The following is a 15,805-nucleotide window of genomic DNA, read 5'->3' as shown; positions in this document are numbered from 1 at the left end:
CCCCGCGGGGACGCCTTTCTGGTTCAGTCTTCGTCGTCCTCGTCGAAATCTGCGACGCCACGCTTCCAGTAACCCGTAATCAGGTAGTCGCCTTTGTCCAACTTCAAGTTGTCGCGAACGAACCTGCGAAGCGGCTTGAGGCTCGTGGCTTCCCCGGATATCCAGGCGTAGATACGCTCATCTTCAGCAACGGTGACAGTTCGCACTGCCTGCTCGAGCAGATCGGAATGTCCGGCCGGAACGTCACCGCGGTGCAGCCACCGGACCTCGACACCCTCAGGGACCGTCAACTCGATTTCCTGTGAAGCGTCGGTAATTTCGATGAACGCCCACCCGGATGCAGCTTCCGGCAGCATCTCGAGCCACCGGGCGATCGCGGGCAGCGCCGTGATGTCGCCGGCGAGGAGGTACCTGTCGTACGTCCACGGCACGATGACGCCACCGGGCGGACCTGCCACATGGATCCGGGTACCCGGTGTCACGGCCTGGGCCCAATCGGAGGCGAAGCCACCTTCGTGCAGGGCGAAGTCGATGTCCAATTCCGCCAGATCCGGGTCGTACCGACGGACGGTGTATTCACGCGAGATCGGAAGCGGTCTAGGCCATTTCAGCATTGTCCCATCACGCTCGGGTAGGCGAAGTGTTCCGTCCTCATTCGGGTAGACCAGCCGCACATGTTCATCCGGAGCATGCGACTCGAACCCTTCGAGTTCGGGTCCACCCAACGTCAACCGCAACAACCCTGATCCGACCATGGTGCTACGAACGACTTCGAGTTCACGAATGCCGATGGGGTACGGCACTTTTGCGCCGCTGGTTCCCGCCAGCACGTCGGCAATGGTCGCGAGATGGTCTCCTCGATTCATGAACTACCTTCCTTTTCCCGCGCAGCAGTGGCCACGGGCACCGCATTTTCTGGGTGAGAGTCTGGGCGATCGAGCACGATTACCTCTGAAGTTACCCGCCGCACCGAACCCAGTGTTGCGAGGAGTATCAGTCCCAACGTCAGGCCTGCAATACCCAGGGCCAGCAGTGCAGTTCCCGGTTCGAGCCACTGGCCGAGGAATCCCGCTGCCATGGACCCGATCGCCGTACCTGTGACGGCCTGCACCATCCACAGACTCGACACGCGTCCACGCAATTCGTCCGGCGTGTTCTGTTGCAGGACGGCGAATCGCAAGATGTCGTTGAGGGCTCGTCCGAGTCCGAATCCGGCAAGGCCGAGGAAGGCGAGGAATACAGCCCCCGAAGCCCCGAGAATCACCAAACCGAGCGGCATGAGCGCGACCGATATCAACATAGCCGCGCCGTTGCGGTGAACGCGCCCAGTCCATCCGCTGGTCAGCGAACCGATCACCGCGCCCACTGCCGGTGCCGCGTACAGCAGACCCAGCATCGTTGGGCCACCACCGAGTACGTCGTCGACAAAGGCCGGAAGCAGGACCATCGGACCACTGACAAACATGACCAGTAATCCGCTGATCAGGATTCCGCGGATCACGGTATGGGTACCCGCGAACTTCACTCCCGTCACGAGAGCGCGGACGGGGCTTTCGTGGTTGGTGCCGGGCGCCGGCGCCGGTCCGACAGCTTGGAAGAGAGTAACCGTGCCCGCCGTGGCCGCGGCGGCCACGAAGTACGTCACAGGAATACCGCCGGAGGCGATGATCACTCCGGCAATCGCCGGTGAGATCATCGTCCCGACATCGGTGGTCAACGCCACCAGTGCGCCGGCTGCCGCCATCTTCTCGCGGGGCAGCAGCGCCGGCATCAAAGCCATCAGGGCCGAGCTACTGACGCCGCCGGCCAAGCCGTCGATCGCCGCTGCGACATAGATGACCCACATGGACGGATGCGGAAGCAGAGCGTTGCACCCGAGGATCACAAATCCGAGACCCGCAGCGCTGCGGGCAAGTTGGATAGTGCGTCGCCGATCGTATCGATCCGCGAGCACCCCACCGAACAGGCTGCCGACGAACATGGCGATGGCCATCGCCGTGGACACTCCGGCAACCTGCAAGGTCGACTTGGTGAGCTGGTACGTCTGCGCGGGAACGGCTACGACAAGTAGTCCGATCCCGAGCAGCGAGATCATTCGCGCGGAGAACGCGTACCGGAAGGGACGGCTGGTCCGCAATGGTGATACATCGATGACCAGCCCACCGAGTCGGGTCATCCGAAGGTCTGACCGATCAGGTCGAGGGTCGCCATTGCGCCGTCGTAGTCAGGACGGTAGCTGGTGGCGGGAAGCTCGAACGTCGTTCCGGCCTTGAAGGAAGGAAGCTGCGAGTACAGCGGATCGGTGGCAAGTTCTGCCATCGGGCGTCCGGATACCGGAATGACAAATGCGACAGGGGCGTCGGCAACCTGCGAGAGCATTTCCGGGCTGACCTCGAACGAGTCACCCGAGCCGAAGAGCTGCGGGTTTCCGGCCTTGGTCATGACGTCGTCGGCCTTGAATCCGAGTTCTGCAAGCATTGCGGGCAGAGCGGCAGTCGGCGGCACGAGGTACGGCTTGTTGTTCGCGAGCGAGAGGATGTAGACGACGTTGCCCTCGGGAACGGTGATCTTGCCCTTTACCTCTTTGACCTTGGCGTCGTATGCATCCATCAGAGCCGGAACCTGGTCGGAGCGTCCGGCGGCGTCGGCGACGATCTCGAGCTGCTTGTCCCATGCGGCAACGGTGCGCGGCACGAGGACGGTCGGCGCAATTGCTGTGAGCTGGTCGTAGAGCTCCTCAGCCTGCACCGAGGTGACACCCTGTCCGCCACCGATGATCAGGTCGGGCGCAGCTGCGGCGACGGCTTCGATGTTGAGCTGCTCACCGGCGGGCAGTTCCTTGGTGCCCTGGGCCTTTGCATCCGCTGCCCAAGCCGGCGGGAAGCCGCCGTCGAGGTTCGTCACACCCAAAACGCGTGTGTCGGTTGCGACTACGGGTGCGTCGAGTGCATAGAGGTAACCGGCGAGGCCACCGCTGAGCACCACGATCCGTTCTGCCGACGCCGGTACGGTGACAGAACCCTTCTCGGTTTCGATCACACGCGTCGTAGGTTCGTCTGCCTTTGCAGGCTCGTCCGAGGACGCGCTGCTGCAACCGACCATCGCAACGAGTGCAACGATCAACAGACCCGCAATCGCGACGAATCGTCGCCAACTTCGAATCGCGAGGGGCGGTGTGGACTTCATCATTCAACTCCCATTGTGTTTCCAACTGTGTGGTTTGTGAGCTGCGACAGATGACTGTCGAGCAGTGGCGCAATTGCCGCCCAACCGGCTGGGGTCACCAATCCGGCGTGGTCGAACGGTAGGTGGTGGACTGAAAGTTCCTGGTCCCCCCGGATTGTGCGCCAGCGATCAGCCAGCACTTCCCCGGACACACCCGTGTCAGCGGTGATCAGAGTAACCGACCCGGCGTAATTCGGGTCCACCGATCCCGACGCCAGTGAACGAGTGGCATCAAATCCGGTTCGCACCAACTCGACCAGGGCGGGTGCCTGCGCAAGGAGTTCCGGCGGGAGTGCCGCTGCCAAGTCCTGTTCGGTGCTGCGGTCTTCCCGGTTCTCAGCGGACCTGGTTCCGAGCGGGTGGGTGTCGATCAGGCCGGTGAATCCTACCGTGTGTCCCGCCTCCGCCAACTGCGCAGCCATCGCGTGAACGACGTTGCCACCGAACGAATATCCGAGGAGGTGATAGGGACCGTCCGGTTGCACGCCGCGAATCGTCTCGACATACATCGATGCAAGTTGATCCACGTTCGTAGCTTCGAGGGTGTCGCCCGCGAGCGTCGGCAACTGCAGGCCCAACACCGGACGATCAGCCTCGAGCACCCCGGTCAGCGGTGCGAAAGGCCACACGAATCCGCCCGCAGGGTGAACACAGAACAACGGTTCGGCGGCGCCTTCGGCCCGCAGCGACACCAGGTGATCACGGCTGAGGTCCACGTCAAGGGGGCTTGCGATATGAGCAGCAAGCTCGGCAACGCTCGGACGAGCCATCAACGTTCCCACGCCCACTCCGACGCCGAGTTCGTGTTCTACTTCGCCCACTAAACGCATGGCACGCAACGAGTCTCCACCGAGGTCGAAGAAGCTCTCTTCCGGATCGACGGTGTCGACACCGAGAACATGCGCGAAGACCTGGCACAGTTGCCTTTCGGTCTCGGTGTGAGGTTCGCGCGCCGCTGCCCGGGTCGGCGGCGCGGGCAAGGCCGCTCGATCCAGCTTTCCGTTGGGTGTCAGCGGAATCGAAGCGACGGTGACGATATCCGACGGAACCAGGTGCGCCGGTACACGTTCCCGCATGACCGCCCTGAGGTCTCCCGGTGCACAACCCGTTTCGGGAATCACGTAGCCGATCAGCCGTGGCGCTGAACCGTTGTCACGCCGAACGGTCGCCGCGGCGCGAAGCACTCCGGGGCACGCTGCCAGTGCAGATTCCACTTCTCCCAGCTCGATCCGGATTCCTCGGATCTTCACCTGATGGTCTGCGCGTCCGAGGTATTCGAGTTCGCCGTCGCGCCGTCGACGCACCACGTCACCGGTCCGGTACATGCGCCCGCCGACGCTGAAAGGGTCGGCGACAAATACCGACGACGTCAGAGCGGTCCGATCGAGGTAGCCCATCGCTGTTCCGTCACCGGACATGTACAACTCCCCCGCCGCCCCTAGCGGGACTTCGCGCAGGCCTGAATCAAGCACCCGCGCCGACGCATTGAGGATCGGCCGCCCCAAGCACGGAGTGTCACTTGCCCGAACTGGCGAGCCCATCGCATTGATCGTGAACTCGGTGGGGCCGTACAGGTCGTAGCCGTCGACGCCGTCCTGATCACGCAACCGCGACCACAATTCCGCGGGAACCGCTTCGCCGCCGAGCATGACCAGCGCCGGAGTGTGATCACCGTCGAGAAGTCCGGCCGCCGTCAATTCCCGTGCATACGAGGGCGTCACGTTCACCACATCGATGCCGACGGACTGGTAGTGCTTGACCAACGACACCGGATCCAGCCGCGCCTGCTCGTCGATCACATGAACCTCATGACCGGCGAGGAGCCAGAACAGTTCTTCCCACGACATGTCGAAGGAGAAGGACACCGTGTGCGCGATACGCAATCGTCGCCCGGCAGCGCTGTTTTCGGTCGGCGTGAAGATTTCGGCCTTGTGGTTGTGGTACATCGTGGTCAGGCCGCGGTGGCCCACCACGACGCCCTTTGGTTTGCCCGTGCTGCCCGACGTGTAGATCACGTAGGCAGGCTGATCCGCCGATGTCGGACCGCCTACCGCTGCATCGGCAACAGTGGGTGTCTCGGCGCGGCCGTCAAGAATGTCAACGATGCTCGGCAGGTCGATGACAATGCTTGTCCGACCCTCGGCAGCGACGAGATCGTGTTGATCGGCGGTGGTGATCACCACGGCCGCATTGCTGTCTTCGATCAACTCCCGCAGCCTGGCGGCGGGATGCGCCAGATCCAACGGAAGGTAGGCAGCTCCGGCTCGCATGACGGCAAAGATCGCCACCACGTGATCCGCTGTCCGCGGAAGTGCAAGCGCAACAACGCCGGACGGCCCAGCGCCGGACGATGCAAGTATTCGCGCCAACCGATCAACTCGCGTATTCATCTGCGCAGCGCTCAACGTCACATCGCCGAATACGAGTGCGGTGTCGTCCGGTGTCGCCAACGCTCGTTCTCGCAGCAACGCGTCGACGCTGCCGCCCGGCTCTCCGGGAAGGGGCATAGTGACGTGCTGCGACACGAACTCGGTGGGCGTCTGGGCGCGCGGAACCGCCGTGTCGGCCACTGTCGCCGCCTCGGAACGCGCCATCAGTTCGAGGATGGCTTCGGTACGAGCCAGAACGTCGTGCGCCACATCGCCCGGAACCAGATCCGGCCGGTTCTCGAGAACAAGCGCCATCGACGCGTCACCCCCACCGGGATCAACATCGAGTGTGAGCGCGTAGTGGGTGCCGTCCACCGCGTCGAATCCGACGATTCCACTGCGCCCGAACGTGTCCTGGCGTGCCTGTTCGTCGCGAGGGGTATTACGGAAAACGTAGAGCGTGTCGAACAGTGCGGCAAATCCGGCCGCGCGCTGAACGTCGCCGAGACCCACATGGTGATGTTCGAGGAGTGAACCCTGCTCGCGGAACAACCGTCCGAGGAGGTCGGAGATCCGCTCCCCGGGGCGAACATTCATGCGCACCGGAATGGTGTTGAGCGCCAGACCCACCATGCGGTCCGCGCCGTCCACCTCAGGCGTACGCCCGGACACCGTCGAACCGAAGACCACGTCGTCACGACCGGTCACTGCTCGCAGCGCCAGTCCCCAGGCCGCGGAGACAACCGTAGACAGGGTCACACCGGTCCTGCGCGCAAGGTCCCGTACGTCACTACTGATGCTCTGTTCCAACACAACTCGCGTGAACACCGGAAGAGGCGCACTACCGCCGGAACCGGTGCCGCCGACAAGCGTCGGCTGTTCGAGGTCTGCCAGATAATTCTTCCACGACGAAAGAGCCTCCGGGCGATCTGCCTCGGCGATCCAGCGCAGGTGATCACGGAAATCCGCCGGGGTTTCCAACGCCGAGTCGAGGTGGACCGGATCTGTGCCGTTCGAACGAGCATATTCGTACAGCGCAAACAGTTCCGCGTACATCAGCGTCTGCGACCAACCGTCGGTCAGCAAGTGATGCTGGGTGAATACGAGATGCGCGCCGCCGCCCGGCAACCACGCCAGAACCATTCGGATCAGCGGTGGAGCGCTCAGATCGAAGACGGTGGCGAACTCTTCTTCGTCGAGTGCCTGTACTGCACCCTCGATCTCGCCGACCGGAGTAGTGCTCAGGTCAACTTCCCGGAAAGGCATGCAGGCTGCTAGCGGAACAAACTGAACCGGAGCGTCGAACCCGGCGTGAGTGAAGCCGGCACGCAGGTTCGGGTAGCGGCGCAGAAGTGCATCACCCGCCGCGCGCAGCGCAGAAATGTCCACATCGGCCTCCGCCGAGAACGTGAATTTCGGCTGCATGTGGTAGACGTCAGTGCCGCCGGCACCGTCGAGTACCGATTGGAAGTACATGCCTTCCTGCAACGGACCGAGAGGCAACACATCCCGCCAACCCGGACTGAGAATGTCGAGACGTATCCGCCGATCGGAGTCGACGGTCACCAAGGGGTGCCGCAACCGATCCGGCGCCGTTTCGGGAAGCGCCTTGCGGTCGACTTTTCCGTTGAGCGTCAACGGAAGCGCATCCAGCACCGTCAGTGTCTGCGGCACCATGTGTTCGGGAAGCAGCAGCGCAACTTCCTTGCGAACCAAAGCCGAATCGAGGCCGGTACCGACTTCAGCCACCACGTATCCGTGCAGACTTCCGATGCCTGCCGCATCTACTCGGACGGTGGCTGCCGCTCGAGATACACCACTCACACCGCAGAGCGCGCCCTCGACCTCACCGAGTTCGATACGGAACCCGCGGACCTTCACCTGATCGTCCGCACGTCGCAAGAAATGCAACACACCGTTCCTGCGTCGAACCAGATCACCCGTGCGGTACAGGCGGGCGCCCGGCACGCTCGGATCCGCCACAAACCTGGTGACCGTCAGATCGGGTCGGTTCAAGTATCCGCGTACCACCTGCGAACCGCCCAGGTACAGCTCGCCTGCAACACCTTCCGGAACGTTCCGCAGATCGTCGTCGAGTACCCGTGCGTGGACGTCGGTCCATGGTCGCCCGATCGTGACCCGATCATCGCGATCGAGTACCGCCGATGTCGCCCACACTGTCGCTTCCGTGGGTCCGTACACGTTGCGCACCGAGGGGCAGAATGTCACCAGATCATCGGCCAGGTCTTGCGGAAGTGCTTCTCCACCCACCAACGCTCGAACCTGGAGAAGGCGATGCGCATTCTCGTGTTCCGTGACAACTCGCCACAGCGACGGAGTTGCCTGCATGACGGTGGCACGGCTTTGCGTGATCAACTCGAGCAGGGCATCCGGATCACGGACCGTCCCCCGATCGGCGAGCACAACGGTGGCACCGGCAGCCAGCGGACACAACAATTCCAGCGCGGCGATATCGAACGACACCGTCGTCACCGCAAGAATGCGATCGCCTGGCCTGATCCACTGATCGCCGATCACAGTCTCGGCGAACGCCGCGAGATTGGCAGTGCTGACCATCACTCCCTTGGGTCGACCCGTCGAACCCGAGGTGTGGATGACGTAGGCAAGGTGCTCACCGGCCGGTCGCGGTTCTGCAAGAACAACATCCGAACTCGTCTGTGCTGCGTCCACGAGCACCACCGCCGGCGCAGTCGAAGGAAGTTGCCCTGCCACATCGGAACTCGTCAGAACACAAACAGGTGCCGCGTCCTCGATCATGAATTCGAGCCGCTCGGCCGGATAATCGACATCGAGTGGCAGGTACACCGCGCCGACACGCAGAACAGCCAGCAGTGCTGCGACCAGGTCCACGGATCGGTCAAGGGCAACGGCAACAACCTGCTCCGGCCCGGCACCGGCGGCAACAAGTTCGCGCGCCAATTCGTCCACCCGGCGCGATAATTGGAGGTAGGTGAGCGTCGACTCGCCGGAGATCAGCGCGATGACGTCGGGTACTGCGACGACATTCCGCTCGAACAGGATCGATATTCCCGCTGGAGCGTCAACTCGCCGCGGTGGGTCGTTATGCGGACGAGCCACTGTCGGCAGCAATTCGGGAACGGGAAGGTCCCCGTGCCGGGCGCCGCGCTCGAGTACCGAGATCACGGTATCGAGGAGGGCGTCCGCGGTCGATCCGTCGTACACCTCGGCATTGACGGTCAGGTGAATCTCGGAACCAACGCGCACAAACTCGAGATCGACAACTGCGTCGGCATGCCCCACGCGAGCGGCACCCAGACTTGCCCGTGAACGATCCAGGAGGTTCGCGAGTCGATCGAGACTCACGTCGGAATGCAGACCGGCGCCGGACATGGCGTTCTCGACCCGGTCCACGACCTGGGTAAAGGTCGGTCGGCCGCTCAGATCGACCCGGATGATCGACTCCGCTTCGGCGTCGACCAATCCGACCGCTATGTCGCGGCCGGCACCGAAGGTACTCAGCGCGGCGGCAACTGCAGCGAGCAGCATCGAATCCCGGTCGACGGTTTCGCCCAGCTGCCGAATGTACGTGTGGGCACGGTACGCCGGAGACGGAGTTCGATCGTAGGGAAGATCCACGTCGAGCGGCAGACCGCCGAGCACCTGAACCCAGTACTCTTCGTCGTCAGGATTTCCCGGCTCGGCGCCGCCGCGCGGCGCCTCGCTCTGATCCCCGACACCATCCACGGGCGCTGCCACGGTCGAGTCCAGCTCGAGCGCACCGAACTTCGTGTTGTCAATCCGCGCGACGCCGGCCAGCCCCAACGGGGTCGGCGTATCGAACACATCCGAAACCGATACGCGTAAGCCCAGCTTGCGCAGGCTTCCCACCAAACGCATAGCGGTCAGCGAATGACCGCCGAGGGCAAAGAAGTTATCAGCCGGGTTCACTACGGGAAGATCCAACACCGTTGCAGCGCAACGGCACAGTGCGTCCACGACGACAGGATCTACGGCGCCAGGCGCTGCCACATCCGACTTGATCGGCGCCGGGGATGGTCTGCGCATCGAAACGCGCTTCACGACGTCGAGGAGGTCCCCCGCGGGCAACGACGGCGAATGAACAACACCGCCCAGAATCTCACCCAATCGCGTCACCACCCGCGCAGCGGTGTCTGCGGGAATGGCAACAGGATCGTGGTAGAGCACAAGATCGAGGCCCAGGCTCGGCGGTGCCATCAGCGTCATCGGGTAGTGCGTGACACCACGGTTCGTGAAGCTACTGACGCGCAGCTCGTGCGAGCTGGGCTGGCCGGCTCCGGAATTCGGGAAATTCTCGAAAACGAGAAGTGTGTCGAACAGTTGCCCGATTCCCGCGATTCGCTCGATCTCCGCCAGGCTGGCGTGCTCGACGTCCTGCATATCGAATTGTGCGTTCTGCAAACCGGCAAACTGCTCGAGAAGAGGAACGTCGGTAGCGATGTCGAACCGCGCTGGAATCGTGTTGCTGAACAATCCGACCATAGCTTCCACACCGGAAAGATCGGCGGGACGACCGGAGACTGTCGCTCCGAAAACAACGTCCCACTGCCCGGTCAGCTCGGCAAGGACTGCAGCCCAGGCCCCTTGGACCAGGGTGTTGACAGTCAACCCGCGGGCGCGTCCGAGTTCGATCAACGCCGAGGCGTCCGTGTCCGACAGCGGTACCGGAACCTGCACCGGCACGCCTCGTTCCGACTGTCCGTCAGCAACGAGCGTCGGAGTGGTCAGCCCACGCAGACGCTTGCTCCACGCTGCCCGTTGCGCATCCTCGTCGCGGTCGGCGATCCACGCCAGGTAGTCGCCGTACGGAGTCGGCGCCGGCAGACCGGCGTCACCGTCGTGGTAAACGTTCATCAATTCACGCAGGACGATGGGCGTGGACCAGCCGTCGGTGAGCAGGTGATGCGCATTGAGGATCAGCCGATGGACATCACCGGGTAGACGAATCAGTAGGGCGCGCAGCAGCGGAGGAAGTCCGACGTCGAAGATGTGCTCGGCAGCCTCGTCCTCCAGGCGCTGCGCCGAACGCAGTGCTGCCGCCTTCGGTACCGCCGTCAGATCGACCGATCGCCAGGCGACCTTGGCCGAACGCGGAATTGCCTGCACCGGCCGATCGAACTGTTCGTAGTGGAACGCCGCGCGCAGGTTCGGATGCCGGTCGATGACCGTCTCGAATGCTTCGGCCAGCCGCGCGTCGTCCAGCGGTCCGGTGAGATCAAAACGAGCAGTGAGAGTGTAGACGTCCGCAACGCCATCTCGAACGGCGTGGAACAGCAACCCTTCCTGCAACGGGGACAACGGAAGAAGATCGGCGAGCGGGCCGTGAACCGACTCCAGTTCATTGATGCCGTCCTGATCGACCCAATGAGCCGAGCAGTCGGAGGGGGTCAACCCGCCGGCGCACAGCGCTGCATGCGCGGTGAGCGCCGCTAGAGCTTCGTCCCAATGTCCGTGCAGTTCATCGACGATCGCGGCGTCCAGCACCCGGCCCGCTGCCGTCCACTCGACAGCCAATTGGGGGTCACCGTCTTCGCGAACAAACGCATTGAGCGCCAACACTTCCGACATCGCCTTGGATGCCGGTTCGATCACGGAGAACGCGTCATGCTCGGGTAGCCTCCACCCGGTTCCCGGCAACGACGGGAAGCGTCCCAGATAGTTGAGCAGAAGTTCAGGCTCAACGACGTCGGAGAATTCCGGCGCCGCAACGGGATCGAGGTAGCGAAGTACCCCGTAGCCGACGCCCCCGCCCGGAACAGCGCGCTTCGCCTCCTTGACGCTACGCAGCAGAGCTCCGGCCGCCGCGCCACCGCTCAGAGCGTCGGTCAGTGCGTCGCGGCTCGAAATCGCGCCGGTGGGCACCGATACCGGGAACTCGCTGGTGAACCAGCCGACCGTTCCGGCGAAGTCGGTGTCTTCGGTCAGCGGATCACGACCGTGTCCTTCGACGGTCACCGTCTGCGTGTGACCCAATTCGTGCCCACGACTGTTCTGCCACGAACGCAACGCCAACATCAACGCTGCCAGCAATACCTCGTCTACCCGCGCTCGGTACGCCGCAGGAAGCGTGGCCAGAACCGCTTCGGTCACTGCTGCCGACGCTACGGTTGTGGTGCGGGCCGCGGTACTCACGGTGTCCGTCGTGGGGTCGAGTCGACGAGCGCCGATCGGAGCAGCGCTCCCACTGCCGATTGCCGTGATGCCGGCGGCGGTCTTCCAGTAGTCGAGTTCGGATCGCAGTGTGCCCGAAGCCCCGAACTCCGCGAGCACGCCCGCGTGCCGACGCCACGAACTACCTGAGACACCCAGCGTGGCGGATCGACGTTCGCGCGCAGCATCGGTTGCCTCGTGCAGATCGGGAAGCAGAATCCGCCAGGAAACGCCGTCGACGATCAAGTGGTGCGCAATGACGATCAACTGATCCGGGTGACCGGTTGGGGTTCGCAGCAACACTACGCGCAGGAGATTGCCTGCACGCGGATCGAGTTGCGCCGCAGCTTCTTCGGCGGTGCGCTGGATCAGTTCAGTGTCAGCACTTCCCGCGATCTCACTCACGAGCCCCTCTGCGCGCACGGCACCCGAGTCACGAACGATCAATTCGGTGGCGGCGCCGCCAGTTCCCCGTCGCAGTAGAAGTCGCAGTGCATCGTGGCGATCGAGGATCGTCTGGACCCCTGATCGGATGTCGTCGAACGCGACCATCTCGTCGATACGCACAGCGGTCCACTGTGCGTAACCGGCAATGGACTCGTCGGTGGGGTTCTTGTCGGTCAATGCGCGCACGATCGGTGGTGCGATCACTGAGCCGGTCGCTACGTCGACTACAGCAGCGGCGCGGTTGTCATCGTCGGCGACCTCGCGGGCCGCCGCTGCGATGGTCCCCAAATCGCGCTGCGCCAAAAGCTCTTTCGGAGCAATGAGCACTCCGCGCACACGTAGCCGACTACTGACGCTGATGGCGGTGATGCTGTCACCACCGAGACCGAAGAAGTCCTCGTCGACACCAACTCGGTCCCGTCCCAGAACCTCCGCCACCACAGCACAGAGGATCTGCTCGCGGGGTGTGGATGCGGCACGACCTTCTGATTCCAGAACCGGAGCGGGTAGCGCCGCGCGATCAAGTTTTCCGTTGACAGTCACGGGAAGTTCAGTCAAGACAACAACAACCGAAGGCACCAGGTGATCCGGCACTCGCGTCGCAAGATCACGGCGCAGTTCGTCCTGCGGCGGCAAAGTAGCACCGGCCACAGCCACGACGTAACCCACCAAACTGGGGCGTCCACCGTCGGTGCGAATGACGGCTGCGGCCGCGCCGATGCCGGGCACGGCACCCAGAATCGCTTCGACCTCACTGAGTTCGATGCGATGACCACGGATCTTGACCTGCTTGTCGCCGCGGCCGATGAATTCGTATCCGCGGCCAGGCACCCAACGGGCCAGGTCGCCGGCCCGGTACATGCGGTCACCGGGAGCCCCGAAGGGGTCGGCAACAAATCGTTCAGCGGTCGCGGCTTCCCGCCCGAGATATCCCCTGGCCAACTGAGGACCGGCCAGATAGAGCTCTCCGCGCTCGCCGTCGGCAACCGGCTTCAACGCGCTGTCGAGGAGATACGCGCGAGTTCCCGCGAGCGGGTAGCCAATTCGGGGTTCGGCGCCGTGGACGGAAGTAGCAATCGCGTCGACGGTTGCTTCCGTGGGTCCGTACAGGTTCTGGGCCGGCACGTTCGCAGCGATGATCGCATCCCACAGCGCAGGCGGCGCGGCCTCACCGCCGACAACCAACAACGCAAGTGGGTGTGCGCCCGTCAACAATCCACTGTCGACCAGTGCCGTAGCCATCGAGGGGGTGGTGTCGACGACATCGATCCGATCGCGCGCGAACGCGGAAACCAGTGCGTCGGCGTCCTTCTGAAGCTCTTCGTCGTACACATGCACTCGATGCCCACACAGCATCCACAGCAGCTGGTCGAGGGATGCGTCGAAGGCAAACGAGGCCGTATGAGCGGTGTGCAGTTGTCGCCCGCCCACTCGGTTCGCAGCGTCACGGTAGATCGTCGCACTGTGGTGGTGTAGCAAATGCGCGAGTCCGCCGCTTCGCACCAGAACGCCTTTGGGTGTCCCCGTCGATCCGGATGTGTAGATGACGTAGGCGAGGTGGTCTGCGTGACGCGGAGCAGCCAGTTCACTCGCGGAGATAGGTAGATCGGAGTAACGCGTGAGTTCGTCGCGGAGCGTTTCGGACTCCACGACTACTGGATCCGGCCGGGAATCCCCCGAAAGTTGCTCCGCCAGTGCACCAGTGGTCAGCACAACCTTGGGCTGAGCGTCGTCGATCAGAGCCCGCAGGCGCTCTACCGGATGCTCCGGATCCAATGCCACGTACGCGGCCCCGGCTTGGAGCGTCGCGAGCAGTGCAACAACCATGTCGGCTGTGCGCGGTATTGCGATCCCGACTATGTCGTCAGGTCCGACGCTCCGGGCTCGCAACGCGCGCGCCAGTCGGTAGACGCGAGCGCCCAGCTCGCCGCCGGTCAGAGAATCGTCGCCGCACACCAGGACCGTGGCCTCTAACTGTTGGGCGACAACACGATCGAACACATCTGCAACCTGCTCGATCCGGCCGGCGCTCGGCGCGCTCTCACGGTCGACCAGAATCCGGTCGGCCTCGGCGACGGAGAGTACGTCCACCTGCCCGACAGCCGGATCGTCCTCCCCGACCATCGCGTCGATGATGCTGACAAATCCCGCGAGGCGTCGTTCCACGGATTCACGAGTGTTGGTGCGGGCGTCCACCTCGAACCCGAGGAGCACCTCACCGTCGGCAATGGGTGTAACAGTCAAGCCGAGGTCTTCCGGCGGACCGCCTGCAACGTTGCGCAGCACGCCCACAGCACCTGCGAAGTCCAATGCGAAGTCGAATGCCTTGAGATTGATACCGATTCCGTGAAGCAACGCACCGCTGCCGGCCACCGCGAGATCGCGGGCCAGGTTCTCTCCGCGGTATCGCTGATGAGCACGCATGCTCTTCATCGACGCCGCGACCTGCTTGCTGAGGTCGCCGAGTCGGTCACCGCTGCGGACCGTCAGGCGCAGTGGCAGCACATTGACAGCCATCGCGGGAGTCCGGAGCGCCGTGCGACCGACCCGAGCCATCAGCGGCATCGCGATGACAACGTCCGACTCACCCAGCAGGCGATGCAAGAATGCTCCGTAGCAGGCAATAAGACCTTCGGCCCAGGTCGTACCCGTTGTGGCCGCCACTGCCTTGAGCTTGGCCAGGGTGTCGGCAGACATCACACTGCGGACCGCAACGGTTCGCTCGGCGGGACCGGCAACCTGCCTGCCTCGACCGTCAAACGGCGGCAACGGGGTAAGGGCGTCACGCCAGTAGTCGCGGTCTTCGGCAAACTGCTCACCGCCGCGGTACTCCTCGTCCTCGGCAATCAGTTGCTCGATCGAGCCGAATCGTGTTGGTGCTACCTCACTTCCGCGCACGAGCGCGGTGTAATGGTCGGCCACGCGGCGCGAGATCATTGCCGCGCTGTATCCGTCGACGATCAGGTGGTGATAGAGCTGGATGCACCAGACTTCGCGATCGGTGAGCCTGATCAGCGAGTACGTGTACAGCGGGCGTTCCACCATCGCCCGGCAGTACTCCGACGCCCGGCCTCGTTCGGCGTCGACGAGGGCGTGCGCAACCGCAACCGGGTCACGCTCCGCCCGCAGGTCGACTATCGGGATGTCACCGACGGGAGCGTCGGAAATGATCTGTCGAGGTCCGTCAGGCGTCTCGATCATGTGCAGCCGCATGGTCTCGGCCTCGCCGATCGTCGCCCGGATGGCATCTGCCAGAAGTGCGGTATCGATCGCGTCGTCGCCGACAATCTCGAGCACCTCGCCGACGAGATAACTCCGCGATTCCGGATCAAGTCTCTGCGCGTTCCAGATTCCGAGCTGAGCTCCTGTCAGTGCAAGCAAATTCTCGCTTGCCTCGATGGAGTTCGAACCTGGAAAAACGCTCACACTGATCCTTTCGCCGCGGACGTGCCACGCAAGGGTGGCCTAACCTCATTTTGGGCAGCCTAAACTAAATATGCGGCAAAGTGGAAGACTCACTCAGGGCAATTTTCGCGACCACTGCCAGGTCGACGCTTTCCGACAATTACCGCAGGTGAAATACCGAATCTTAT

Annotated in this window: 4 protein-coding genes; all 4 read right to left on the bottom strand. The window is 63.5% G+C overall.

Annotated elements, in window-relative coordinates:
* Nucleotides 1-23: 23 nt before the first annotated feature.
* Genes KYT97_RS00985 through KYT97_RS00970 form a run of 4 tightly spaced genes read right to left on the bottom strand, consistent with a single transcriptional unit; the run spans nt 24 to nt 15,638 of the window.
* A complete protein-coding gene (locus KYT97_RS00985) occupies nt 24-866 on the bottom strand; it encodes a siderophore-interacting protein (protein ID WP_033234871.1) in 843 nt (280 codons plus the stop codon).
* Nucleotides 863-2,176, bottom strand: a complete 1,314-nt coding sequence (gene entS / locus KYT97_RS00980; RefSeq protein WP_219111599.1) for an enterobactin transporter EntS — start codon at nt 2,174-2,176, stop codon at nt 863-865. Before entS ends, KYT97_RS00985 begins: the two co-directional genes overlap by 4 nt.
* Entirely contained in the window at nt 2,173-3,186 is a 1,014-nt protein-coding gene (locus KYT97_RS00975) for a Fe2+-enterobactin ABC transporter substrate-binding protein (protein ID WP_219111598.1), read from the bottom strand. The genes entS and KYT97_RS00975 overlap by 4 nt, the downstream gene beginning before the upstream one ends.
* A complete protein-coding gene (locus KYT97_RS00970; RefSeq protein WP_219111597.1) occupies nt 3,186-15,638 on the bottom strand; it encodes a non-ribosomal peptide synthetase in 12,453 nt (4,150 codons plus the stop codon). Before KYT97_RS00970 ends, KYT97_RS00975 begins: the two co-directional genes overlap by 1 nt.
* Nucleotides 15,639-15,805: the final 167 nt, after the last annotated feature.

This window comes from Rhodococcus globerulus (assembly GCF_019334125.1).
Classification (GTDB): domain Bacteria; phylum Actinomycetota; class Actinomycetes; order Mycobacteriales; family Mycobacteriaceae; genus Rhodococcus_F; species Rhodococcus_F globerula.
The sequence above is the reverse complement of the archived record's forward strand: the minus strand, read 5'-3'. Positions and strand labels throughout refer to the sequence as shown.